The sequence below is a fragment of the Streptomyces sp. NPDC054866 genome (assembly GCF_053610745.1).
The window spans coordinates 763455-786369 of the sequence record NZ_JBSGZA010000002.1; the positions used below are offsets into that span (position 1 = coordinate 763455).

Genomic DNA, 22915 nt, shown 5'->3' on the forward strand with positions numbered 1-22915 from the left:
CCGCGGCGGGCGCCACACCCTCTGGATACATAGAAGGAGCGCCAACATGGCCGCCACTCAGGAAGAGATCGTCGCCGGTCTCGCCGAGATCGTGAACGAGATCGCCGGCATCCCGGTCGAGGACGTCCAGCTGGACAAGTCCTTCACCGACGACCTGGACGTCGACTCGCTGTCCATGGTCGAGGTCGTCGTCGCCGCCGAAGAGCGCTTCGACGTCAAGATCCCGGACGACGACGTCAAGAACCTCAAGACGGTCGGCGACGCGACCAGCTACATCCTCAAGCACCAGGCCTGATAAGGCTGCTCTGCTGTCGCCACCCGGCGGTGGCGCCGCTGATCCCCTCAACACCGTGGAGAAATTTCCTGTGAACTCGACCAATCGCACCGTGGTCGTCACCGGTATCGGCGCAACCACACCGCTGGGTGGCGACGCAGCCTCGACCTGGGAAGGTCTGCTCGCGGGCCGTTCCGGTGTCAGTCTTCTCGAGCAGGACTGGGCGGCCGAGCTTCCGGTCCGCATCGCGGGCCAGATCGCCGTCGAGCCCGGCGAGATCCTTCCGCGCCCGCAGGCCCGCAAGCTGGACCGTTCGGCGCAGTTCGCGCTGATCGCCGCCAAGGAGGCCTGGGCCGACGCGGGCTACACCGCGAAGGCGGGCGAGGACACCTCCGTGGACCCGCACCGCCTGGGCGCGGTCATCGCCTCCGGCATCGGCGGCGTGACCACCCTGCTCGACCAGTACGACGTGCTCAAGGAGAAGGGCGTACGCCGCGTCTCCCCGCACACCGTGCCGATGCTGATGCCCAACTCCCCGGCGGCCAACGTCGGCATCGAGCTGGGCGCCCACGCGGGTGTCCACACCCCCGTTTCGGCGTGCGCGTCGGGCGCCGAGGCCATCGGCTACGCGATCGAGATGATCCGCACCGGCCGCGCCGACGTCGTCGTCGCGGGTGGCACGGAGGCGGCGATCCACCCGCTGCCGATCGTCGCGTTCGGCAACATGATGGCGATGTCCAAGAACAACGACGACCCGGCGGGCGCCTCGCGCCCCTACGACGTCGACCGCAACGGCTTCGTGCTCGGCGAGGGCGCCGGCGTGATCGTCCTCGAGTCCGAGGAGCACGCCAAGGCCCGCGGCGCGAAGATCTACGCAGAGGCCGTCGGCCAGGGCATCTCGGCCGACGCCCACCACATCACGCAGCCCGAGCCGTCCGGCAACGGCATCGCCGCGGCCCTGCAGAACCTGATCGACACGACGGACCTCAAGCCCGCCGAGATCGTGCACGTGAACGCGCACGCGACCTCGACGCCGCAGGGTGACGTCGCGGAGATCAAGGCGCTGCGCAAGGCGTTCGGCGACGACGTCGACCACATGGCGATCGCCAGCACGAAGTCGATGACCGGTCACCTGCTCGGTGGCGCGGGCGGCGTGGAGACCGTGGCCACGGTCCTCGCGCTGAAGAACCGCATGGCACCGCCGACGATCAACATCGAGAACCTCGACCCCGAGGTCGACGCGGACGTCATCCGCGACGAGGCCCGCGCGCTGCCCGAGGGCAGGATCGCGGCGCTGAACGACTCGTTCGGCTTCGGCGGCCACAACGTGGTGCTCGCGTTCCGGACCGTCTGACCCGGTCGTACGTAGCCGAAGGGGCCCCCACCGTCTGGTGGGGGCCCCTTCGCGCACGCGTCACACGACTTGGTGCAGCCACCGCACCGGAGCGCCCTCACCCGCGTACCGGAAAGGTTCGAGCTCGTCGTCCCAGGGCTTGCCGAGCAGCTTGGCGAGCTCGGCCTCCAGGTTGCTCTCGCCGGCCTGGGAGCGGGCCAGGGCGGCGCGCAGGCGGTCCTCCGGGATCAGGATGTCGCCGTGGATGCCGGTGACCGCGTGGAAGATCCCGAGTTCGGGCGTGGCGCTGTACCGCTCGCCCTCGGCCGTGGAGCACGGCTCGGACGTGACCTCGAAGCGCAGCAGCTGCCAGCCGCGCAGGGCGGAGGCGAGTTTGGACGCGGTGCCCACCGAGCCACGCCAGGAGAACTCCGATCTCCAGCTGCCGGGCGCCGCGGGCTGCCTGATCCAGTCGAGGTTGACGCGCGCGCCGAGTACGCCCGCGACTGCCCATTCGACGTGCGGACACAGCGCGCGCGGTGCGGAGTGCACGTACAGAACTCCACGTGTCGTCACCGGGACCTCCAGTGTGGGTCGAGGTTCGCCTTCCCCAGCGGCCTCGCGCCCGTGCCGAGCGTTGTCGCCCTGAATTCGGGAAACTCCCGAAAACGGGACAGATGTGACGTGATGTAATTTAGCGGAACCGGAAGAGCAGGGTGCCACTGGGTGGCGAGGCTACCGTGCGGCGGAACAAGGAGTGTGACGTACCGTCGGTCCCGAGGCCAGGAATCGCCCACCATTCACTCGCAGGGGCGCCGAAACGGCGCGGTCGGCCTAGGGCAGCGCAATGGCCCACGGCAACAGACCGGCGTACGGCAACAGAGGGGACCTGGGGATGCGGAACCGAAGGCACCGCTCACGTGCCGCCGTCGCCGCCGCGACGGCGGTTCTTCTCGGCGCCACCGCGCTCACGGCGTGCGACGCCTCGGGCGGCAACTCCCCCGCGCCCAATGGGCCGTCCGCGCGCGACAAGCCGTCCCCCAAGCCCACCCCGACCTGGGACACCAATCCGGACTCCCTGGCGGCCGTCGGCGACTCCATCACCCGCGGCTTCGACGCCTGCTCGGTGCTCGCCGACTGCCCCGAGGCGTCCTGGGCGACCGGCACGGACTCCGAGGTGCGCAGCCTCGCCACCCGACTCTTCGGCAAGGAGCGGGCCGCCGAGCACAGCTGGAACTACGCGAAGACCGGCGCCCGCATGGCGGATCTGCCCGGGCAGATGGAGCAGGCCACGCTCAAGCGCCCCGAGCTGATCACGGTGATGGCGGGCGCGAACGACGCGTGCCGTCCCTCGGTGGATTCCATGACGCCGGTCGCCGAGTTCCGCGCGGACTTCGAGGAGGCGATGCGCACGCTGCGGCGCGAGCTCCCCAAGACGCAGGTGTACGTGACGTCCGTGCCGGATCTGAAGCGGCTCTGGTCCCAGGGGCGCACCAACGCGCTCGGCAAGCAGATCTGGAAGCTGGGCATCTGCGCCTCGATGCTGGCCGACCCGGACGCGCGGGACGCGGCGGCGACGCAGCGGCGGGCCACCGTGCAGAGCCGCGTGGTCGCGTACAACGACGTGCTCAAGGAGGTGTGCGCGAAGGATCTGCGCTGCCGGTACGACGGCGGGGCGGTCTTCGAGTACCGCTTCGACGGCGACCAGTTGAGCCCCTGGGACTGGTTCCACCCCAGCAAGGACGGCCAGTCGCGCCTCGCCGAGCTGGCCTACCGCCAGGTGAAGTCCAAGAATGCCAAGGATCCTGGCACCTGAGAGCCGCGCGGCCCGGCGTAGGGTCGCGATCATGCGCAGTGAACTCTTCGGGACGCTCCCCGACGGCACGCCCGTCCATCGCTGGACCCTGGAAAGGGGCGGGGTGCGGGTACGCGTCCTGACGTACGGCGGGATCATCCAGTCGGCGGAAGTTCCGGACCGGTCGGGGCGGTGCGGGCCGGTGGCTCTCGGCTTCGACGGTCTCCAGGGCTACCTCGACCACCCCGGGCCGTACTTCGGGGCGCTGGTGGGCCGGTACGCGAACCGGGTCGCGGGCGGCGAGTTCGCGCTCGACGGCCGGACGTACCGCTTGGCGCGGAACGACGGGCCCAACGCGCTGCACGGCGGCACCGCCGGTTTCGACAAGCGGGTGTGGGAGGCGGCGGAGGTCGAGCACGGGGTGCGGCTCTCGCGGGTGAGCCCGGACGGCGAGGAGGGCTATCCCGGGCGGCTGGCGGTGTCGGCGACGTACTCGCTGGACGAGGCGGGCGCGCTGCGGATCGCGTACGAGGCGACGACCGACGCCCCGACGCTCGTGAACCTCACCAACCACACGTACTGGAATCTCGCGGGGGCCGGGAGCGGCGGCGCGGGCGGGCACGAGCTGCGGATCGCGGCGGCGCGCATCACGCCGACGGACGGGGCGCAGATTCCCACGGGGGCGTACGAGGACGTCGACGGGACGCGCTTCGACTTCCGGGACGCGCGGAAGGTCGGGGCCGGGATCGACCACAACTACGTGCTCGACAAGGGGCTCACCGCGCGGCCGGTCGAGGTGGCGGAGCTGAGCGATCCGGCGTCCGGGCGCGTGCTGACCGTGGCGACGACGGAGCCGGGCCTTCAGCTGTACACGGCCGATCACTTCGAGGAGCGGCTGCCGTTCGCGCCCGGGGACGGGGTCGCCCTGGAGACGCAGCACTTCCCCGACTCCCCCAACCGGCCGGAGTTTCCGAGCACGGAGCTGCGGCCGGGTGGGGTGTACGAGTCGGAGACGGTGTACGGCTTCTCGGTTCGCTGAGAGGGCCTCTCGGTTCACTGAGAGCCTTCTCGGTTCGCTGAGGTCAGACGACGACCGTCTCGCTCAGCCTGCGGTCGGCGAGGGAGCGGCCCGCCTGGATCTCGTACGAACCTCCTTGGTGCGCCCAGGAGTTGGCGTCGTCGTCCCAGATCTCGAAGGCGCGGCGCGGGAGTTCGATGCGCACCTCCACGCTCTCGCCGGGGGCAGCTTCGGCGCCCGCGAAGCCCGCGAGCCAGCGGGCCGGGCGGTTGTCGTCCTGCGTGGTCGGGGCGAGGTAGACCTGGACGACCTCGCGACCCGCGCGCGGGCCGGAGTTGCGGACGCGGACCGTGGCCGTCGTGCCCTCCACGGTCAGGGACTCGTACGTCCAGTCGGTGTAGCCGAGGCCGTGGCCGAAGGCGTACGCGGGGGTGGCGCCGGTCTTCTCCCAGGCTCGGTATCCGATGAACACGCCCTCGGAGTAGGCGAGTTCGCCGTCGGCCGGGGTGACCTGGGTGACCGGGGCGTCCGCGAGGGCGCCCCACGTGGTGGGCAGCCGCCCGCCCGGCTCCTGGGCGCCGAGCAGCACGTCGGCGAGCGCGGCGCCGCCCTCCTGGCCCGGGAACCAGCCGAGCAGCACCGCCGCGACGTCATCGCGCCACGGAAGTTCCACCGGGGAGCCGGAGTTGACGACCACGACCGTGCGGGGGTTGACCGCGGCCACCGCGCGCACCAGGTCGTCCTGGCGGCCCGGGAGGCGCAGGTCCTGCCGGTCGAAGCCCTCGGACTCGACGCGCTCGGTGGTGGCGACGACCACGACCGCCGTGTCGGCTCCCCGCGCCGCCTCCACGGCCCGAGCGATCAGCTCGTCGGGGTCGCGCCGCGGGCCGAGGTGCACGAAGGAGAACACCACTCCGGGCAGCGGAGCCTTGTACTCCTTGTCGAGCGGGTGGAGCAGGGAGACCTCGACGCTCTCGCCCGCCGTCAGGCTCACCTTGGCGCGCTCGACCGGTGAGCCGAAGAACGCCTCGAAGGGGTCGGACGCGGCGCCCATCACCTCGGTCCCGTCGAAGACGACCTCGCCGTCGATCGTGAGCGTGAAGGCGCCGAGACCGCGCGTGCCGAAGGAGTGCTCGCCGCTCTCGCGCGGCGTGAACGTGCCGAGGACCTCGATGGAGGCCATCGTCTCGTGGGTGACTCCGTCGGGCAGGTCGTCGCCGATCCACTGAACCTGGCCGGAGGGGAGGCTGCCCTCGCCCAGGACGTTGCCCTCGGCGTCGCGGCAGATGGCGCGCAGCTCGAACCCCTTGTCGGCGGGGGCGAGTTCGTCGCTCGGGTCGGCGCCGACGGCGTACGTCAGGCAGTCGTCGCCGAGCGCCGCCGTCAGGCCGTCGAGCGGAGAGATCACGCGCGGGGGGAAGACGGTGGCGGAGCCGCCGCCCAGGACACGGGCGTCGCGCGCCGCGGCGCCGATGAGGGCGACGGAGGCGGTCGGCCTGAGCGGCAGGGTGCTGTTCTCGTTGCGCACGAGGACGAAGGCGCGGCGGGCGATCTCGCGGGCGAGCGCCTCGCCGTCGATCTCGGCGGGCACGTCGGTGACCACGGGTTCGGCGCCTTCGAGGATGCCGACGCGGGCGGCCAGACGCAGGACGCCCCGCACGGCCTCGTCGACCGTCGACTCCTTCACCCGGCCGCCGCGCACCGCATCGGCGAGGGCGTCGCCGTACACGGTCCGCGGTCCCGGCATGGCGACGTCGAGGCCGCCCTCGATGGCGCCGGTGGTCGAGCGGGCGGCCATCCAGTCGGAGACGTTGTAGCCGTCGAAGCCCCACTCCCCGCGCAGGACTTCGTTGACCAGATAGCGGTGCTCGGTCATCGTCGAGCCGTTGACCTGGTTGTACGCGGTCATGATGCCCCAGGGGTGGGCATTGGCGACGATGGCCTCGAAGGGCGCGAGATACAGCTCGCGCAGGGCGCGCGCGCCCACCTTGTTGTCGACGGTGAAGCGGTCGGTCTCGGCGTCGTTCGCGACGAAGTGCTTGACGGTCGTGCCGACGCCGCCCGACTGCACGCCCTGGACGTAGCCGGTGCCGATCACGCCGGTCAGGTACGGGTCTTCGCTGTACGCCTCGAAGTGCCGGCCGCCCAGCGGTGAGCGGTGCAGGTTGACGGTGGGCGCGAGGAGGACGTGGACGCCCTTGCGGCGCGCCTCCTGGGCGAGGAGGGTGCCCGCGCGGCGGGCGAGGTCCTGGTCCCAGGTGGCGGCGAGCGCGGTCGGGGACGGCAGGGCGATGGACGGGTCGTCGGCGGTCCAGCGGGTGCCGCGCACGCCGATCGGGCCGTCCGACATCACGAGGGAGGCCAGGCCGATCTCGGGCAGCGGGTGCAGCGACCACATGTCACGCCCGCCGAGCAGCCGGGCCTTGGCGTCCAGATCCAGCGCGGCGAGCGCGGCCTCCACGACCGCCTCGCGCGCCTGGTCGGCCTGCGTGGCTCCGGGGCCCTGGGTTCCCGCCATGGCGGTGCCTCCTCGTTGTAGTCCGTCGAAGTCCGTGTGAAGTCCGCGTGAAGTCCGTTCCGTGCGTTCCCTCCATCCTGCCTCGACTACCTGTAGGTCGGTAGTTTTCGTAATCCGAGCGTTATATTTTAGGGAACATGACGTACGGTCGTCCCGCGAGCAGGACCGAGCAGGGCCGAGAACGTGGAGGGATGGACACGATGGCGATCAGGGCCAGGAGTGAGGAGCGGCGTGCGGAGATCCTGCGGGCCGCCCTTGAGGTGATCGCCGAGCGCGGCTACCGCGGCGCGAGCCTGGGCGCCGTCGCCGAGCGGGTCGGCCTGACCCAGCAGGGCCTGCTGCACTACTTCCCCACGAAGGACGCCCTGCTCGTCGCCGTCCTGGAGGCCCGCGACCAGTGGGACGCGGTGCCGACGAACGAGATCCGCCTCGATCTGCTCGGCTCGCTCGTCGAGTACAACGCGATGCGCCCCGGCATCATCCAGACCTTCTCCGCACTGCTCGGCGAGAGCGTCACGGACGGGCATCCGACACGGGAGTACTTCACCGAGCGATACGGATCGGTGCGGGAGAAGTTCGCGGCGGTCCTGCGCGCGGAGTACGGCGAGCGGCTTCCCGGAGGTCTCACCCCGGAGGCGGCGGCGCCGCTCCTCGTCGCGGTGATGGACGGGCTTCAGTACCAGTGGCTCCTGGACCCCGAATCGGTGGACATGGCGGGGGCGTTCAGGGATTTCCTGGGTCTGCTGGGCGGCGGCGCCGACAGCCAGTGATCACGCGGCCGTCACGGCCGCCACGACGTCGATCTCGATGAGCGCCTCCGGCCTGAAGAGCCGGGGCACCTCGACCGTCGTGCTGGTGGGCGGCGTCGCGGTCAGGAACCGAGCACGCACGGCGGCGTATTCGGGGAGGTCGCCGAGGTCCGTCATGAACGTACGGATGTTGATGACGTCGTCGAGCGTCGCGCCGTGCGCCTTGAGCAGGGCGGACAGGGTCTCGAAGATGCCGCGGCTCTGGGCGGCGGTGCCGTCGCCCTCCGCGATCTGTCCCGAGAGGTACAACAGGGCGCCCCCGCCGTCCAGTTCGACGCGGGCGACCTGGGAGTAGGGGCCCAGGGGCTGGGGCGCCGACGCGGGGTTGTCGATGGTTATGTTCATGGTGCGGCTGCTGCTCCTGTTCGAGTCGGGTCTGCTACTGGGTGTTCCGGGAACGGATGTGGGTGACCGCCCGCGCGATGTCCTCGTGGACGACATCCGGGTCGGCGGCGGCAGCCTCGTAGTGGGCCAATACGGCTTCCATGGCGGGGAGTTGAGTCACTACGGTCGCGAGCGCGACGTCCTTCACCGCGAGGTCGCTGCCGAAATGCACATCAGTGACGAAGGCGCGGCCCACCGCGCCCCCGAGCGGACCTCCGGCCAGCGCCTCCCTGGCCGTCTCCTCGTCAAGGCCCAGAGCGTCCGCCAGCTTCATCGCCTCCGCCACGAGGGCCACGCCTCCGATGACGGCGGTGTTGACGACGAGCTTCAGCGCCGCGCCCGAACCGAGCGGTCCCGTCCGGGTCACCGGGCCGAAGCAGGCGAGAATCCGCTCGACGCCGTCCGCGTCGCCCCCCGCGAGAATGCCGAGCCGCCCCGACGCGGCCTTGTCCGTGCTCCCCATGACGGGCGCGTCGACGAGGGTCACGCCGACCGGCACCCTCGCCCCCAACTCCCGTACGACATCGGGCCCCACGGTGGACATCTCCACCCAGTGGGAGCCTGCCCGCAGCTCCGGCACGATGGCGTCGGCGACGGCACGCACCGCGTCGGGGCCCGCCAGCATGGTGATGACGACATCGGCGTCACGCACGGCTTCCGCGGGGTCGGCGGCGAGCCGGGCTCCCGCCTCCACCAGCGGCTCCGCCTTCCCCGCGGTCCGGTTCCAGACAGTCAACGGGAGCCCTGCCGCGAGGAGTTGGCGGGCCATCGGCGCGCCCATGTGTCCGAGGCCAAGAAACGCGATCTTTTCCATGCCCCGACGCTAGGGCCGGGCAATCGATGCGACAAGCGAATGTCTAGCATGCGAGCCATGCCGATTCCGCATGCCGCACGGATGGCCCAGACCGCCCAGACCCAGGCCGCCCAGGCCCAGGCGATCCAGGCCCAGCCCTCACCGCCCGACCTCTCCACCGTCTGGCTCCGCGTCTTCCTGGACGTCGCGCGGCACGGGTCCTTCACCGTGGCCGCCCGCGACCTCGGCTGGACGCAGTCCGCCGTCTCGCGGCAGATCTCCTCGCTGGAGGCGGCCCTCGGCGGCGACCCGCTCTTCGACCGGCTGCCGCGGGGCGTACGCCTGACCGCGCACGGCCGTACGCTGCTGCCGCACGCCGAGGAGACGGTGGCCCGACTGCGCGCCATGCAGCGGGAGTTGGCGTCCCTGCGCGACCTGACCGGCGGGACCCTGCGTTTCGGGGCGTTCGCGACGGCCGACGCGGCGCTCGTGCCGCGGGCCATCGCGGCGTTCCGTGCCCGGCATCCCGGCGTGACGCTCTCCCGTGAGGAGGGTCTGACGCCGGTTCTTCTCGCCCGCCTCGGGGACGGCGGCCTCGACCTCGCGATCGTCTCCTCGACGGGCGGCGCGCTGAGCGGCGACATGGACGCGTACGAGCTGCATCACATCCTGGACGAGGGGCTGTACGTCGCCGTCCCCCCGGCCCACCCCCTGGCGGGCCACGACTCCGTACGTCTGGCCCAACTCGCCGGGGAGGACTGGATATCCGGCAGCGCGCACGCCGAGGGGACACTCCTGGAGGAGGCGCACCGGCACGGCTTCCGCCCACGGGTCGCTCATGTCGTCGCCGAGTGGACCGCCAAGCAGGGTTACGTGGCCGCGGGCCTCGGCGTCACCCTCGTGCCCGCCCTCGCCGCCGAGTCCGTCCGCCCTGACATCACCCTGGTCCCGGTGCACGACGAGGACGCTCCCCCGCGCACCGTGTACGCGGCGACCGCTCGGGGCCGGGTGGCTCCACCGGCGGTGGAGCCGTTCCTGGAGGCGCTGCGCGCTACTCAAGTGAGCTTGGGGGGCGGCACTTTCCTACCAGGGTCGCCCACGGCGTAGACGACGGCGGTCGAGGCGGCGGGGCGCCGCTGGCGAGACTGGGGCGGCGACGGCAGGGCGCGGCGGTCCACCTGAGCGTGGGCTACGAGTTCGTGCTGTTCGTGCCGGGCATCGGGACGTCGTGGACCACACGAGGGATCCGCCCGGGATCAAGGGCGGCGGCCCGCACAGGGCCGAGCTGCGACCTTGGCATGGCGAGCCACAGCATCGTGAAGACGACCCAGGACGGGCCGTCCGGCCGCTGGCACTGGGAGCCGAAGGGGGCGTTCCACGCCGTGGCCGACCACTACGGGCGTGCGGTTCGGCGTTCATGATTCGATCAACGTCGGCCCGCTCTTTCCCCGCTGCCCGGAAGGCCCCATGTCTCCCGCCAAGATGCACGCCCACGAAGCCGACATCGACACGCGTCTCGTACGTCGGCTGCTCGCCGCGCAGTTCCCCGACTGGGCGCACCTCGCCGTCGAGCCCGTCGACTCGAACGGCACCGTCAACGCCATCTACCGTCTCGGCGACGACATGGCCGTGCGGCTCCCCCGTATCGAGGGAGGTGTCGGTGACGTGGAGCGCGAGGTGCTTCTCCTGCCGCGGCTCGCGCCCTCGCTGCCCGTCGCCATTCCCGCGCCGCTGGGCAAGGGCGAGCCCGGTGAGGGGTATCCATGGCCCTGGTACGTCTACCGCTGGCTCGACGGGGAGAACCCGGCGATCGGCGGGCTCGACGAACCCGGCCTGTTCGCCGCCGACTTGGCCGCGTTCGTCACGGCCCTGCGAGGCGTCGATCCCGCCGACGCCCCTCCCGCCTACCGCAGCGGCCCCCTCGCGCCCCGTGACGCCGACACCCGCGATGCCATCTCGCAGCTGCACGGCGTCATCGACACCGACGCCGCCACCGCCGCCTGGGACGCCGCCCTGCGCGCCCCCCGGTGGGACGGGCCGCCCGTCTGGGTCCACGCCGACCTGCAACCGGGGAATCTGCTCACCGCCGACGGCCGTCTCAGCGCCGTCATCGACTTCGGATGCATGGGGCACGGCGAACCCGCCGTAGACCTGATCACCGCGTGGAGCCTGCTGTCCGCCGACGCGCGGGAGAGTTTCCGCGCCGCCCTGGACGTCGACGACGCGACGTGGGCGCGTGGCCGTGGCTGGGCTCTTTCGATCGCGCTCATCGAGCTGCCGTACTACCGGACGAGGAACCCCACCATCGCGCGGATCGCGCGCCACGTGATCGGCGAGGTCCTCGCGGATCACGCCGCCGGGGGCCGGTGAGAGCTGGTCGCGCAGGCAGGACGTTGCGGACATGCTCTGGCGGGCGCCGCCTTCCTGCCGCGATACTTCGGCCACCCCACCGGCCACGGAAGGACTCCCGTGTCACTTACGCCCCCCGTCTCCCCGCGGCTCACCACGCTCGGTGTCGCTCTCCTGCTCTCCCTCACCGCCGTACCCGCTTCGGCGGCCACCGCACCGGCCGGCACCGCCGAGGAGCAGCGCCTCGACCGGGCGGCCCCGCAGGAGATCCTGCGCCGCAGCGGATTCGACGCCGTGGCCCCGGAGTTCGCGCGGGCCCTCGAACGCGCCCACTCGTACGGCGAGGCCAAGCGCATCGTCGTACGCCAGGGAGACGCCCTGTGGCGGCGTGCCGTCGAGCGGGCGCAGGGGCGGGGGCCCGGGGCCGGGGAGAGCGGGGACCTGAGCCGGGACGACGACCGGCCGCTGTACTGGGCCCGGCTCGGCATGACGCGGGAGCTGCGGCAGTGGGAGCCAGGTCACTTCGGGGTGAGCGAGGCCCAGCGCGCCCGGCTCATACGGGAGTTGGAGGACTCCTCGCGCGGGCACGACTCCATCCGCTATCCGAAGAGTCACCCGAATAAGGACAGCGCGGGCCACCGCATCAAGCGCGTCCTCCTCACCGGCTTCGACCCCTTCACGCTCGACCGTGACGTCCGCATCAGCAATCCCTCCGGTGCCACCGCCCTCGCGCTCGACGGCACCGTCATCGAGACCGCCGACGGGCCCGCACGCGTGGAGACCGTCGTCTTCCCCGTCCGCTGGGAGGACTTCGAGCAGGGGACGGTCGAGCGCACCCTGCGTCCGCATCTCCCCCGCGTCGACCTCTTCACCACCGTCAGCCAGGGCCGTGCGGGACGCTTCGACATCGAGCGGACCAACGGGGCCTGGCGGGGCGGCTTCCCCGACAACGAGAAGCTCTCGCGTACGGAGACGGTCCCGGTCAGCGACCCGGCCACGCAGCCCCAGTGGACGTCCACGACCCTCCCGTACAAGGAGATCGTGAGCGCCGGGACGGGCCGCTTCCCCGTGTACGACAACACCTCGGTGACCGAGATCCCGGCGGGCCAGACCGCTCCCGTGGTCCGCCCGGACGGGCCCACCGCCGGTTCGACGGCCCGCGAGGGCGGCGGCGGCAACTACCTGTCGAACGAGATCGCCTACCGGGCGACGCTTCTCCGCGACCGGCTCGGGCTGCACGACCGGCTGCCCGGCGGCCATGTGCACACGCCGATCCTGCAATTCGGGGCGGGCAACACGGACCCGGCGACGGGCAAGATCACCGATCCCGAGTTCGTGCGCAACCGCCTCGACATCATCGCGCAGGTACGGCGGATCCTGACGGCGGCTATGGACGCCCGCCGGTAGCGGCCGACGCCGGGTCGTCCGCCCCTTCCCCGGTCTCCTCGCCCACCAGCTCCCGCGCCATGAGCGTCGCGCCCGCGACCGCTCCCGGCATCAGGAACACCGCGACGAACGGGACCAGGAAGGCCACGGCGAGCGGGGTGCCGAAGCCCCACGCCAGTTGCCTGCGGCCGCGCAGCAGCGCGAGGCGTTCGCGGGCTTCGACGCCCCGGCGCTGCAGCGCGACCGCCGTCAGCTCCTCGACGAGGAAGAAGCCCGTCACGCAGAAGCCGACCACCGGGACGACCGTCTGGCCGACGACCGGGATGAAGCCGAGGGCGAAGAGCAGTACGCCCCAGACCGCGGCCCGCAGGACGATGCGGAGGCTGTCGCGTGCGGAGATCCACAGTTCGCGCCAGAGCGGCAGGCCCGACTCGGGCGCGAACCCGGAGACGGAGATGTCGACCTTCTCCGACAGCGACTCGTAGAAGGGCTGGCCCACCAGGAGCGTCACCGCGGTGAAGGTGATCACAGAGAGGAGGAGCGCGAGCGCGAAGAGGAGCGCCGTGAGGAAGCCGCGGAACAGGCCGAGCCACGGCGACGACCAGTCGTCCGCGAAGGGCGTCGCCCAGCCGATGAAGTCCGTGCCCCAGAGGGCGAGCGCGACGAGGGCCGCCGCGTAGAGCACCAGGGTGATCAGGCCGGGCAGCAGGCCGACTCCGTACTGCTTGCCGTGCTGGGCGACCCAGCGCTGGCCCTTCATCAAATAGCCGAAGCCTCGTCCCAGATCACGCATGCGGCACAGCCTATCCGCCGGTCGCGGCGCTGCGGTCCACGGGACGCGTGAGGCTGAAGGCCCTCTTGTTGCGCGGGGGTTGAACCGGTAGACCACGCGTTACTGACTTCTCTCCAGCTTCTCGTCAGCTTTACGTCAGCTTCTCTCCAGGAGGTACGTATGGGGATATCCCGGCCATCGAGACCCGTTCTGCTCACCACCCTCGCCTCGGCGGGGGCTCTTGTCCTCACCACCCTCGCCCCCGGCGCCGCGACCGCCGACCCCCGTCCGGGCGGCCGGGACATCCTCCGCGAGGGCTCGCCCCTCAGCAGTACGGAGCGGGCCGCGAAGACCCCGCAGAGCGCCGCCGACCGGGCGCTGGGGGCTGCGGAAAGCCCTGGTCTCGACTCCGGTCGTGGCAAGGACCGCGGCTATCCCCGCGAGCAGAAGCTCACTCCGCCTCCCGTCAACCCTGACGACAACTCGATAAAGCTGGGCCTGGCCCCCTACCACTCCATCGCCCCGAAGCTGAACGACATCCAGGGCGTCGGCGACCGCGTGAGCGTGGAGATCGCGGGCCGTTCGGCGGGCGGGCACCAGCTCTACCTGGTGACCGTCACCGCCCCCGAGTCGGCCAAGGAGACCGCCCGGCAGGAGCGGATGCGCGAGCTCATCGAGAACGCTCCGGGCGCCGCCGCGAAGGATCCGGCGGTCAAGTCCTCGTACAAGACGCCGGTCTTCATCAACAACAACATCCACGGCAACGAGTGGGAGGGCACGGACGCCGCCCTGAAGCTCATCGAGAAGCTCGCGAAGGCCAAGGACGGCGAGACCAAGGAGCTGCTCGCGCACAACCGGCTGTATTTCAACGTCACGGCCAACCCCGACGGCCGCGTCGCGGGCACCCGCGCCAACGCCAACGGCTTCGACCTCAACCGCGACTTCATCACCGCGTCGCAGCCCGAGGCGCGCGCGATGCGGCAGATCGCGATCGACAAGCAGCCCGCGGTCATGATCGATCTGCACGGGTACGTCAACGGCACGCTGATCGAGCCGACGACTCCCCCGCACGGCGAGAACTACGAGTACGACCTCTTCCTCAAGAACACCTACGCCAACGCCCTGGGCATGGAGGCCGCGGTCAACGGCCTCGGGTACACGGAGGAGAAGGACGGCGTGCAGCCCGCCGTCATCCCCTTCCGTGACCAGGAGGAGGGCTGGGACGACTGGCCGCCGATCTTCACCCCGCAGTACATGCCGTTCCACGGCACGGTCGCCGCGCACACCATCGAGTTCCCGATGGCCGTCAACAACGACGAGTACGACGAGCTGCCGGTGCCGGAGCTGCGGCGGCGGTCCGCGATCAACGTGGACATCGCGGGCGCCGCGATGTCGGCGACGCTCAAGTACACGCAGGAGCACCGCACTTCGGTGATCGCCGACCAGATCGAGACGTTCCGGCGGGGCGCGGCGGGTGCGGCGCAGGTGCCGGTCTCGCCGGAGACCGTGCCGGGTGTGCCGGGTATCGGTCCGGAGGACGTCTACACGACTGACTTCCCTCGTGCGTACGTGATTCCGCGGGGCGAGGGGAAGGGCGCAGGGAAGGGTGAGCGTGGTCAGCGCTCGGCGGCTGCCGCCTCGCGGCTCGTGGAGCATCTGCTCGACAACGACGTCGAAGTCCGGCGTGCGACAAGGGACTTCAGGCTCGGCGGCGTCTCGTACTCCGAGGGTTCGTACATCGTCGACATGCGTCAGCCCAAGCGCGGGCTCGCCAATGTGATGCTCGCCGACGGGCGGGACATCAGCGACAAGGTGTCCACCATGTACGACATCTCGGGGTGGAGCCTCGGGCGGTTGTGGGGCGCGACGGTGGACTCGGTGAAGGGCGGCTCGCTGTCCGGGGTGCGCTCGCGCGTCGTGGACGCGGCTTCGCGGGTCGGTCATGTCGCCGGGCGGGGGGATCTTCGGCTGCGGCTCGACGACGCGCGCGAGGTGGCGGCTCTCAACTGGCTGCTGGCGCGCGGGACTTCTGTGCGGCGAGCTGAGGACGGGAGCGTGATTCTGCCGTCCTCGGCGCGGGGCGCGGCGGTCGTGGCGGCGAGGAAGTACGACGTCGCCTTCGATGCGACGAAGGCGAAGGGCGGTGCTGTCGTGCGTGCCACGCGGGTGGCGGCGGCTGTCACTCCTGGGGAGCTTTTCGCGCTGCGTGAGATGAACTTTGACGTGGTGCCGGTTTCGACTTCAGTGCTCAACGCGGGCTTCGACTGGAAGAAGTCGGGTGCGGACGCGTTGTTCGTGTCGGCCGGGCTTTCGTACGGGGAGCTGAACGCGGGGGCGCGGGCCGGGCTCGACGCGTTTCTCGCCGGGGGCGGTGGGCTGGTCGGGCGGGGCGCGGAAGGGGTCGCGCTCAACTCCGACGCGAAGCTGCTTTCCGTGAAGGCGGTTTCCGGGAATGGGGATGCGAATGGTGTGGTGCGGGTGAGCAACTCCGGTGGTCCTGTTACCGGGGGTGCGCCGTCTCATTCGTTCGTTTACGCGCCCATGTGGTTCACGGGGCTCGGGAGTGGGGTGCGGGTCGAGCAGTCCTATGGGGGCGGGAATCCGCTGGTGTCGGGGCATTGGCGCCCCGCGGAGGGCGGTGCGGGTGGGCCCTCTGACGCTGCGGGTCGGGCTTCTGTGGTGAGTGGGGTCGCTGCGGGGGCGCGTGTGGTCCTGTTCGGCACCGAGCCGCTGTTCCGGGACCACCCGAAGGGGGTGTTTCCGCAGGTGGGGCGGGCGTTGCTGAGCGTGGGCTGAGGCCAGAGCGGTCCCTGCGGGGCTCTCCCCAATCCCACCCCTTCCCGAAACTGGGGGCTCCGCCCCCAGACCCCCGCTCCTCAAACGCCGGAGGGGCTATTTTTCCCGCCCACCCACCCGATTGCCCCGCGGCCTAATTTCTTAGCCCGTCCGGCGTTTGAGGACGAACTCGGCGAAGCCGGTGATTGCGGCAAGCAAGGCCCCCGCGCCGGTCTTGGCGGCAGTTGAAGCTCCCAGGGAGGCAATGAATACCCATGACCCGTGAGATCAAAGTACGCGGCACCACCGCAGCCGGATACGAACCCGTGCGGGATGAGTTCACCGCCATGCTCGCCCAAGAAGAGCCCGATCATGCCTCGCAGGTCGTCGCCTACGTACGAGGGGAGCAGGTCGTCGACCTGTGGGTGGGGCCGGACACCGATGGCGACACGCTCTTCGGGGTTTACTCGTCCACGAAGGGTGCCGCTTACCTCGGCGTGGCTCTGCTCGTCCAGGACGGCGTCCTGGAGCTGGATCGCGAAGTGGCCCACTACTGGCCGGAGTTCGCCGCCGGGGGGAAAGGGGACGCCACCCTCCGGGAACTCCTCTCGCACCGCGTCGGCGTCGTCGGCGCCGACACCGGCCTCAGCCCCGAGGAGCTCGCCGACGACCGCGCCATCGCCGCCCGCCTCGCGCCCCAGCGGCCGTACTGGCGTCCCGGCACCGCCTTCGGCTATCACGCCCTGTCCATCGGCGCGCTGGCCGGCGAAGTCGTCCTGCGGGCCACCGGGCAGACCTTGCAGGACGTGTACGAGGAGCGCGTCCGTGTCCCGTACGGGCTCGACTTCTACCTCGGGCTCCCCGAGGCGCTTGAACCCCGCTTCCGTTCCGTGCTGCCCATGACGCCGTCCCCCGGAGAGCGCGCCCTCCTCGACGCGCAGCCGCCGCAGCCGGGAACCCTGAACTCCATCGCCTTCAACCGCAATGCCGCGCACCCCACCGACCTGGAGACGATCCCCAACTCCCGTGCGGTGCGCGCCCAGGGGCCCGCGTCCGTCGGTGGGGTCGCCTCCGCGCGCGGGCTCGCCACGATGTACGCGGCGGCCGTCGGCGGGCTCGACGGGCGGGAGCCGCTCCTGGAGCCGGACACCGTGGCCGAGTTCGGGCAGATCCATTCCAACGGGTACGACCTGGTGCTACGGGGCCACAGATCGTTCGGGGTGGGGTTTCAGAACGTCGCCGAGGCCTGGTACCCGTTCCTCGGTGCGGGGTCCATCGGGCACAAGGGCGTGGGCGGCTCGCAGGCGTTCGCCGACCCTCGCAGCGGGCTCGCCTACGGGTACACGCGGCGCCGCTTCCCCTTCCCCGGCGGACCGGCCCCGGAGGACGAGCGTCTCGTGCAGGCCATCCACACGGCGGCGGTCGGCCGCTGACCGGCTGACCGGCATGACGGAGGGCCGCACCCCTGCTTGCGGGGTGCGGCCCTTCGTCACGTAGTGGCGGAGACGGTCAGGCGACCGCGAGCTCCACCTTGATGTTGCCGCGCGTGGCGCTCGAGTACGGGCACACCTGGTGCGCCTTCTCGATGAGGGCCTGCGCGGTCGCCGCGTCCACGTTCGGGATGGAGGCGGTGATCGCGACCTCCAGGCCGAAGCCGCCGGCCTCGGTCTGGCCTATGCCGACCTTGGCGGACACGGTCGAGCCGGAGATGTCGGCGTTCTCCTTGCGGGCGACCACGCCGAGGGCGCCCTGGAAGCAGGCGCTGTAGCCGGCCGCGAAGAGCTGCTCGGGGTTGGTGCCGGCGCCGCTGCCGCCCATCTCCTTCGGCGGGTTGACGACGACGTCGAGCTTGCCGTCATCGGTGGCGACGCGGCCGTCACGGCCGTTCTCGGCGGTGGCGACGGCGGTGTACTTGACGTCGATCTGCTGGATGGACATAAGTGCCGGTTCCTCCTGAGATGTTCCGCGATGCGCGCCCACAGTCGCGAGAATGTGGAATCACTTTATCGGATGCCGGAAAAGCACCGGCCGCTGCACCTCGGGTGCCCGCACCTCAGGCCAGGGAAACGATCATCTTTCCCGTGTTCTCGCCGCGCAGCATGCCGAGGAACGCCTCGACGCCGTTCTCCACGCCCTCGACGAAGGTCTCGTTGTACTTGAGCTCGCCGGAGCGGATCCACGCGCCGACCTCGGAGACGAACTGCGGCTGCAGGTCCTCGTGGTCCGCGACGAGAATGCCCTGCAGACGCAGGCGCTTGCCGATGATCATGGCCATGTTGCGCGGGCCCGGCGTCGGCTCGGTGTCGTTGTAGCCCGCGATCATGCCGCAGATGGTGGCGCGGCCGTGCACGTTCATGCGGCTGATGGCCGCTTCGAGGTGCTCTCCACCGACGTTGTCGAAGTAGACGTCGATGCCGTCGGGGGCCGCCTCCTTCAACTGCTCCACGACCGGGCGCGGGTCCTTGTAGTTGAACGCGGCGTCGAAGCCGAGATCCTCGACAAGGTGCTTCACCTTCTCGTCCGAGCCCGCCGAGCCGATGACGCGCGAGGCACCCTTGAGCCTGGCCATCTGACCCACCTGGGAGCCGACGGCGCCCGCGGCGCCGGAGACGAACACCGCGTCGCCCTCCTTGAAGGAGGCGACCTCGAAGAGTCCCGCGTAGGCCGTCAGGCCCGGCATGCCGAGCACACCGAGGTACGCCGACAGCGGCGCGGCCTGCGCGTCCACCTTGACGGCGTGCTTGGCCGGGACGGCCGCGTACTCGCGCCAGCCCGCGAAGTGCAGGACGTGATCACCCACGGCGAAGCCCTCGGCGTTCGACGCGATGACCTCGCCGACCGCACCGCCCTGCATGGGCTGGTCCAGCTGGAACGGCGGGGTGTACGACTTCACGTCGTTCATCCGGCCCCGCATGTACGGGTCCACGGAGAAGTGCAGGTTGCGGACCAGGACCTGACCGTCGGCCGGGGCGGCCACCGGGGTCTCGCGCAGCGCGAAGTCCTCCGGGACCGGCCAGCCGTGCGGGCGGCGCACGAGGTGCCACTCGCGGCTGACGGCGGGGAGCTTCTGGGACCCGGGGGCCTCGGGGGTGACGGACATGCGGGCGTCCTCCTCGTGCTCAGGCTGCCGTTTCCAGCAGGCTGCTGTCTCGAAAATGCTTCATGTTGTGAAACAACCATGCGCCTACATATTTCATGATGTCAAGTATCGGGGTAGCCTGGAGCGCATGGCCACCACCAGCTCCCGCACCCCGCGCACGGACCCCCTGACGCTCGAAGTCGTCGAGCTCATCGGGACGGTCGTCGCGCGTTACCACGAGGAGTACGACGCCGCGGCGGGCAAGCACGCCCTCACCGGGGCGCAGGCACGCGTACTGGGTCTGTTGTCCCTCGATCCGCTGCCCATGCGCCGGATAGCCCAGAAGATGAGGTGCGAGCCGTCGAACATCACGGGGATCATCGACCGGCTCGAGGTACGCGGTCTCGTCGAGCGGCGGCCCGACCCGGCCGACCGCCGCGTGAAGCTGGCGGCGCCGACGGAGGAGGGCCTGAAAGTCGCCCGCAGCCTGCGCGAGTCCCTCGACTTCGCGCGGGAGCCGCTGGCCGAGCTCTCCCGCGAGGAGCGGCTCTCGCTGCGGGGGCTGCTGCGGAGGATGGTCGGCGAGGACGCGGGCTGACCGCCCGCTCGCCTCAGGGCCAGGGCTGACCGCCCGCTCCCCTCAGGGTTACGTGCACCACCACAGGAACCGGTCGCACGTCCGGGACGGCTCCGGCTCGGGCTCGGGCTTCGGGTCCGGCTGCCGCGTGGTCGGCGGGGGCGTGGGGCGCGTGGTCCCGGGGGTGTCCGGAGGGCTGTCCGGGGTGTCCGGCGCGGAGGACGTGGCCGGGGCGGCGGAGTCGGGGTCCTTGCCGGCCTCGTCCGTCTTCTCGCCGTCCTTCTTCTTGTCCTCGTCCTTCTTCGCTTCCTTGGACGCCTTGTCCTTCGCGGACGCCGAGGCCGAGGGACCGGCCGACGTGGCCGAGGAGGACTCGGCACCCGTCACCGCGCCGCTGTCCGGGTCCGGCGACTTCCGTGCCGCGGGCTCGCCCGCTGCCCCGTCCGGCGAGGCCGCGGCCGTCGGTTCGTCCGAGGGGCCCTCGATGCCGAGCTCGGCCAGGCTCAGGCCACCGGCCGCGAGCGCGAGCCCGGCGGTGATCAGCAGGATCTTGCGGCGTCTGCGCCGGTGCGCCCGGCGGCCGCGCTCCCGGCGGCGGCCCCTGCCGCGGGGCACCTCGTCGTCGTAGGTGCGCTCGGAACCGCCCGGCTCGTCCTGCACACCGACCGCCTCCGCGTACTCACGGCAGGCTTCGGCCGGGGTTCCGCACCCCGGGCAGGCCAGGGCGCCGTTGAGGTGCCTGTGGCACGGGTGGCAGTAGTCCATGAGGCATGGAGGCTAAGTGAGCCGCGGGGAACAGAGGAAGCCGCTGCCGTGAAGGTTATGTGCGGAATCGAATGTTCCAGCCGTGTCGGCTTCCCCTATGGGGCAAACCGCCTGTTCCGCTCCGGACGCGGGCCCGCCTATCCGGCGAACGCCGCCTGTTCCACGCCCTGTCCGGCATCCGGCAGCACGAGCACGGAGCCGGACAAAGGGTGCGGCGCCTCAAGTCCCGTACAGGCGGACGTGATGTAGAGGTCGCGCAGTCCCGCGCCGCCGAAAGCGCACGCGGTCGGGCGGACCACCGGCAGTTCGATCACCCGGTCCAGGGCGCCGGACGGGGTGTAGCGGCGGATGGCGGCGCCGTCCCACAGGGCGACCCAGACGCAGCCCTCGGCGTCGACGGTGAGGCCGTCGGGGTATCCGGCGTCGGCCTCGACGGTGGCGAAGGGCCGCCTGGACGCGGGGAGTTGGCCCTCTCCCATGTCCAGTACGTCGATGCGGCGGGTCAGGGTGTCGATGTAGTACAGGGAGCGGCCGTCCGGGCTCCACCCGACGCCGTTGCTGACGGACACATCGTCGAGGATCTCGGTGACGGTGCCGTCGCCGGTCAGGCGGATGAGGTTGCCGCCGCCCTCCCCCTCGTCGTAGCGCATCGTGCCCGCCCAGAGCGCCCCGTCGGGGGCGACCGCCGCGTCGTTGCCCCGGCGGCCCGGCACGACCTCGCGGTGCAGCCAGCGGAAGGCGCCTCCGTCGGCCATGGAGTCGTAGAGGCCCACGCCGTCCCGGAGGTTGACCACCAGACCGCCGCCCGCGCGCGGTTTCGCGGCGCCGACGTGCTGCTCGGTGACCAGGACCGAGCGGTGCCCGGTCGACGGGTCGTACGTGTGGACGCGTGAGCTGAGGATGTCGACCCAGATCAGCCGCTGGGCGGCGTGGTCCCAGGTGGGGCCCTCGCCGAGTGCTGCCTGCGCGCGTACCGCTATGTCCATTGCGGCAGGCTACCCGTACGGCTTTCCGAACGACCCCGCTCAGCCCACCCGTCCCAGCTCCCCGCGCAACCGCCTTGCCCTGAGCACCAGTTCCAGCTCGAAGCGGCGGTCCGGGTCGTCGACCTCGTCGCCCCACAGTTCCCTGATCTGCCGCAGGCGGTAGCGCACCGTCTGCGGATGCACCCCGAGCCGTGCCGCGACCTCCGGCGCGCCGCCCCGCGTCTCCAGCCAGGCGAGCAGGGTCTCGGCGAGGCGGCGGCCGTGCGCGGGCCCGCAGTGCGCGAGCGGGGCGAGGCAGCGGCGGGCCAAGTCCTCGATGAGCTCCTCGGGCTGGAGCAGGACCAGGGCTTCGGTGTGCTCGGTGCAGTGCAGGACCTCACCGGAAGGCAGCAGTCCGCGTTCCATCAGGCGGACCGCGGCCTCCGCCCAGCGCAGCGACTTCGCGGCGTCGGCGAGCGGTACGGGCGGGCCGATCGCGCCGGACCAGCCCGCCATGGCGCGCCGCAGGAGCTCGGGGCGGCCCGCGGCGTCCGGGTCGGGGACGACCATGCGGGGCTGTTCGGTCTCCATGTCGAGCAGGACGCCCTGGCCGACGGCGGGCGCCACGGCTTCCCGCGCGGGGCGGAGGAGGACGCCGACGGCGACCCGCTCGGGCAGCTGCCAGCCGACGCGGGCGGCCCGTTCGTCCAGTGCGCTGCGGGCGGCGGGCTGGCCGGGCGCGGAGCGCGAGCCGGAGCTGTGGCCGAAATCGGCCGGCGCGCCCGCCCCGGGGTCCCCGCGCCGCTCGGAGAGCAGCAGCTCCATCAGCTTCCGTTGCAGACGGAGGCGCTCACCGGCCTGCCGGGCCGCGGCCTCGGCGTATCCGCGGACGGACTGGTCGACCAGGCCGTCCAGATACTCGAAGCCCGACTCGGCGAGTTCGTACATGGCCGGTGGCGGGATCTCGATCTGCTGGCCTATCTCGGCCAGGCGGCGCCAGGCGAGCCGTACGCCGAGGCGGTAGATCGCCTGGAGCGAGTCGAGGCTGCGGCCGTGCAGCCCCTCGCCCCTGCCGAATTCCTGGAAGACCTCCAGGGGGTAGCAGGGGCGCCCGCCCTCGGCCGCCGCGATCTGCTGGACGAACCCCTCCAGAGCACGACGTATGCCGATGAGAGCCATCGGTTCGCCCGACTCGTCGAGGACGACGGGCAGGCCGGGGTACTCGGAGCGGATCTGCCGCAGGATGTCCTGCGCGAGGGCGGGTACTTCGTCCAGGGCGAGGGCGGCGAACTGCCGCACCTGCATCGGAGGCACGTCGCGCCA

General features: G+C 71.4%; 22 protein-coding genes. 12 read left to right on the forward strand and 10 right to left on the reverse strand.

The genetic code is table 11. The features are described from left to right. The first annotated feature begins 46 nt into the window (after positions 1-46). Positions 47-295 carry an acyl carrier protein gene (locus tag ACWGI2_RS12205; RefSeq protein WP_160504853.1) on the forward strand — a complete coding sequence of 83 codons (249 nt, stop codon included), beginning with the start codon at positions 47-49 and terminating at the stop codon, positions 293-295. Between the two features lie 70 nt (positions 296-365). Beyond that, the gene (gene fabF / locus ACWGI2_RS12210) at positions 366-1628 is read left to right on the forward strand and encodes a beta-ketoacyl-ACP synthase II (RefSeq protein WP_453695121.1); all 1263 of its coding nucleotides are present in this window, start codon (positions 366-368) and stop codon (positions 1626-1628) included. A gap of 60 nt (positions 1629-1688) precedes the next feature. On the opposite strand, the gene ACWGI2_RS12215 is transcribed toward fabF, so the two are convergent. Continuing rightward, positions 1689-2183 (reverse strand): DUF3145 domain-containing protein, encoded by a 495-nt coding sequence (locus ACWGI2_RS12215; RefSeq protein WP_453695122.1) that lies wholly within the window; start codon positions 2181-2183, stop codon positions 1689-1691. 319 nt (positions 2184-2502) lie between these two features. Between ACWGI2_RS12215 and ACWGI2_RS12220 the strand changes: the two genes are divergently transcribed. Together ACWGI2_RS12220 and ACWGI2_RS12225 are read left to right on the forward strand one after the other, a co-directional pair. Beyond that, entirely contained in the window at positions 2503-3423 is a 921-nt protein-coding gene (locus tag ACWGI2_RS12220) for an SGNH/GDSL hydrolase family protein (RefSeq protein ID WP_453695123.1), read from the forward strand. 31 nt (positions 3424-3454) lie between these two features. Beyond that, positions 3455-4441 carry an aldose epimerase family protein gene (locus ACWGI2_RS12225; protein WP_453695124.1) on the forward strand — a complete coding sequence of 329 codons (987 nt, stop codon included), beginning with the start codon at positions 3455-3457 and terminating at the stop codon, positions 4439-4441. A gap of 43 nt (positions 4442-4484) precedes the next feature. On the opposite strand, the gene ACWGI2_RS12230 is transcribed toward ACWGI2_RS12225, so the two are convergent. Further along, positions 4485-6938: a beta-glucosidase H gene (locus ACWGI2_RS12230; protein ID WP_453695125.1), complete on the reverse strand. Its 2454-nt coding sequence runs from the start codon at positions 6936-6938 to the stop codon at positions 4485-4487. Between the two features lie 137 nt (positions 6939-7075). Between ACWGI2_RS12230 and ACWGI2_RS12235 the strand changes: the two genes are divergently transcribed. Then, the gene (locus ACWGI2_RS12235; RefSeq protein WP_453695126.1) at positions 7076-7708 is read left to right on the forward strand and encodes a TetR/AcrR family transcriptional regulator; all 633 of its coding nucleotides are present in this window, start codon (positions 7076-7078) and stop codon (positions 7706-7708) included. Here the strand turns inward: ACWGI2_RS12235 and ACWGI2_RS12240 are convergent, their stop codons facing one another. Together ACWGI2_RS12240 and ACWGI2_RS12245 are read right to left on the reverse strand one after the other, a co-directional pair. After that, positions 7709-8092 (reverse strand): RidA family protein, encoded by a 384-nt coding sequence (locus ACWGI2_RS12240; protein ID WP_453395373.1) that lies wholly within the window; start codon positions 8090-8092, stop codon positions 7709-7711. It abuts the gene before it with no gap. A 34-nt stretch (positions 8093-8126) separates the two neighbouring features. Then, complete coding sequence (locus ACWGI2_RS12245) at positions 8127-8945, reverse strand: NAD(P)-dependent oxidoreductase (RefSeq protein ID WP_453695127.1); 819 nt, start codon at positions 8943-8945, stop codon at positions 8127-8129. 57 nt (positions 8946-9002) lie between these two features. Here ACWGI2_RS12245 and ACWGI2_RS12250 point away from each other — a divergent pair, with 57 nt between their 5' ends. From ACWGI2_RS12250 to ACWGI2_RS12265, 4 genes are all read left to right on the forward strand, one after another. Further along, positions 9003-10031: a LysR family transcriptional regulator gene (locus ACWGI2_RS12250; protein ID WP_453695128.1), complete on the forward strand. Its 1029-nt coding sequence runs from the start codon at positions 9003-9005 to the stop codon at positions 10029-10031. A 191-nt stretch (positions 10032-10222) separates the two neighbouring features. Then, the gene (locus ACWGI2_RS12255) at positions 10223-10345 is read left to right on the forward strand and encodes a hypothetical protein (RefSeq protein WP_453695129.1); all 123 of its coding nucleotides are present in this window, start codon (positions 10223-10225) and stop codon (positions 10343-10345) included. A gap of 46 nt (positions 10346-10391) precedes the next feature. Further along, complete coding sequence (locus ACWGI2_RS12260; protein WP_453695130.1) at positions 10392-11294, forward strand: aminoglycoside phosphotransferase family protein; 903 nt, start codon at positions 10392-10394, stop codon at positions 11292-11294. Positions 11295-11393: 99 nt separating this feature from the next. Beyond that, entirely contained in the window at positions 11394-12680 is a 1287-nt protein-coding gene (locus ACWGI2_RS12265; RefSeq protein ID WP_453695131.1) for a pyroglutamyl peptidase, read from the forward strand. Here the strand turns inward: ACWGI2_RS12265 and ACWGI2_RS12270 are convergent. Then, positions 12661-13452, reverse strand: a complete 792-nt coding sequence (locus tag ACWGI2_RS12270; RefSeq protein ID WP_453395377.1) for an EI24 domain-containing protein — start codon at positions 13450-13452, stop codon at positions 12661-12663. The two genes, ACWGI2_RS12265 and ACWGI2_RS12270, sit on opposite strands and share 20 nt — an antisense overlap. Positions 13453-13611: 159 nt before the next feature. Between ACWGI2_RS12270 and ACWGI2_RS12275 the strand changes: the two genes are divergently transcribed. Then, on the forward strand, positions 13612-16227 hold the full coding sequence (locus tag ACWGI2_RS12275; RefSeq protein ID WP_453695132.1) for a M14 family zinc carboxypeptidase: 2616 nt from the start codon (positions 13612-13614) through the stop codon (positions 16225-16227). A gap of 254 nt (positions 16228-16481) precedes the next feature. After that, positions 16482-17639, forward strand: a complete 1158-nt coding sequence (locus ACWGI2_RS12280; protein WP_453695133.1) for a serine hydrolase domain-containing protein — start codon at positions 16482-16484, stop codon at positions 17637-17639. A 76-nt stretch (positions 17640-17715) separates the two neighbouring features. On the opposite strand, the gene ACWGI2_RS12285 is transcribed toward ACWGI2_RS12280, so the two are convergent. Both ACWGI2_RS12285 and ACWGI2_RS12290 read right to left on the reverse strand, forming a co-directional pair. Further along, a complete protein-coding gene (locus ACWGI2_RS12285) occupies positions 17716-18144 on the reverse strand; it encodes an organic hydroperoxide resistance protein (RefSeq protein ID WP_453395380.1) in 429 nt (142 codons plus the stop codon). 115 nt (positions 18145-18259) lie between these two features. Further along, positions 18260-19306, reverse strand: a complete 1047-nt coding sequence (locus ACWGI2_RS12290) for an NADP-dependent oxidoreductase (protein ID WP_453695134.1) — start codon at positions 19304-19306, stop codon at positions 18260-18262. Positions 19307-19433: 127 nt separating this feature from the next. Here ACWGI2_RS12290 and ACWGI2_RS12295 point away from each other — a divergent pair, with 127 nt between their 5' ends. Beyond that, positions 19434-19883: a MarR family winged helix-turn-helix transcriptional regulator gene (locus ACWGI2_RS12295; RefSeq protein WP_453695135.1), complete on the forward strand. Its 450-nt coding sequence runs from the start codon at positions 19434-19436 to the stop codon at positions 19881-19883. A gap of 48 nt (positions 19884-19931) precedes the next feature. Here the strand turns inward: ACWGI2_RS12295 and ACWGI2_RS12300 are convergent, their stop codons facing one another. From ACWGI2_RS12300 to ACWGI2_RS12310, 3 genes are all read right to left on the reverse strand, one after another. Then, positions 19932-20627: an SCO2400 family protein gene (locus ACWGI2_RS12300; RefSeq protein WP_453695136.1), complete on the reverse strand. Its 696-nt coding sequence runs from the start codon at positions 20625-20627 to the stop codon at positions 19932-19934. 137 nt (positions 20628-20764) lie between these two features. After that, positions 20765-21613: an SMP-30/gluconolactonase/LRE family protein gene (locus ACWGI2_RS12305; protein WP_453695137.1), complete on the reverse strand. Its 849-nt coding sequence runs from the start codon at positions 21611-21613 to the stop codon at positions 20765-20767. A gap of 39 nt (positions 21614-21652) precedes the next feature. Further along, the gene (locus ACWGI2_RS12310; protein ID WP_453695738.1) at positions 21653-22897 is read right to left on the reverse strand and encodes a PucR family transcriptional regulator; all 1245 of its coding nucleotides are present in this window, start codon (positions 22895-22897) and stop codon (positions 21653-21655) included. Positions 22898-22915: the final 18 nt, after the last annotated feature.

Bases quoted from the DNA above. Each gene is read 5' to 3' on its own strand.
- ACWGI2_RS12205 (WP_160504853.1), top strand. From the start codon at position 47: ATGGCCGCCACTCAGGAAGAGATCGTCGCCGGTCTCGCCGAGATCGTG.
- ACWGI2_RS12220 (WP_453695123.1), top strand. From the start codon at position 2,503: ATGCGGAACCGAAGGCACCGCTCACGTGCCGCCGTCGCCGCCGCGACG.
- ACWGI2_RS12225 (WP_453695124.1), top strand. From the start codon at position 3,455: ATGCGCAGTGAACTCTTCGGGACGCTCCCCGACGGCACGCCCGTCCAT.
- ACWGI2_RS12230 (WP_453695125.1), bottom strand. From the start codon at position 6,938: ATGGCGGGAACCCAGGGCCCCGGAGCCACGCAGGCCGACCAGGCGCGC.
- ACWGI2_RS12235 (WP_453695126.1), top strand. From the start codon at position 7,076: ATGACGTACGGTCGTCCCGCGAGCAGGACCGAGCAGGGCCGAGAACGT.
- ACWGI2_RS12240 (WP_453395373.1), bottom strand. From the start codon at position 8,092: ATGAACATAACCATCGACAACCCCGCGTCGGCGCCCCAGCCCCTGGGC.
- ACWGI2_RS12245 (WP_453695127.1), bottom strand. From the start codon at position 8,945: ATGGAAAAGATCGCGTTTCTTGGCCTCGGACACATGGGCGCGCCGATG.
- ACWGI2_RS12250 (WP_453695128.1), top strand. From the start codon at position 9,003: ATGCCGATTCCGCATGCCGCACGGATGGCCCAGACCGCCCAGACCCAG.
- ACWGI2_RS12255 (WP_453695129.1), top strand. From the start codon at position 10,223: ATGGCGAGCCACAGCATCGTGAAGACGACCCAGGACGGGCCGTCCGGC.
- ACWGI2_RS12260 (WP_453695130.1), top strand. From the start codon at position 10,392: ATGTCTCCCGCCAAGATGCACGCCCACGAAGCCGACATCGACACGCGT.
- ACWGI2_RS12270 (WP_453395377.1), bottom strand. From the start codon at position 13,452: ATGCGTGATCTGGGACGAGGCTTCGGCTATTTGATGAAGGGCCAGCGC.
- ACWGI2_RS12275 (WP_453695132.1), top strand. From the start codon at position 13,612: ATGGGGATATCCCGGCCATCGAGACCCGTTCTGCTCACCACCCTCGCC.
- ACWGI2_RS12280 (WP_453695133.1), top strand. From the start codon at position 16,482: ATGACCCGTGAGATCAAAGTACGCGGCACCACCGCAGCCGGATACGAA.
- ACWGI2_RS12285 (WP_453395380.1), bottom strand. From the start codon at position 18,144: ATGTCCATCCAGCAGATCGACGTCAAGTACACCGCCGTCGCCACCGCC.
- ACWGI2_RS12290 (WP_453695134.1), bottom strand. From the start codon at position 19,306: ATGTCCGTCACCCCCGAGGCCCCCGGGTCCCAGAAGCTCCCCGCCGTC.
- ACWGI2_RS12295 (WP_453695135.1), top strand. From the start codon at position 19,434: ATGGCCACCACCAGCTCCCGCACCCCGCGCACGGACCCCCTGACGCTC.
- ACWGI2_RS12300 (WP_453695136.1), bottom strand. From the start codon at position 20,627: ATGGACTACTGCCACCCGTGCCACAGGCACCTCAACGGCGCCCTGGCC.
- ACWGI2_RS12305 (WP_453695137.1), bottom strand. From the start codon at position 21,613: ATGGACATAGCGGTACGCGCGCAGGCAGCACTCGGCGAGGGCCCCACC.
- ACWGI2_RS12310 (WP_453695738.1), bottom strand. From the start codon at position 22,897: ATGCAGGTGCGGCAGTTCGCCGCCCTCGCCCTGGACGAAGTACCCGCC.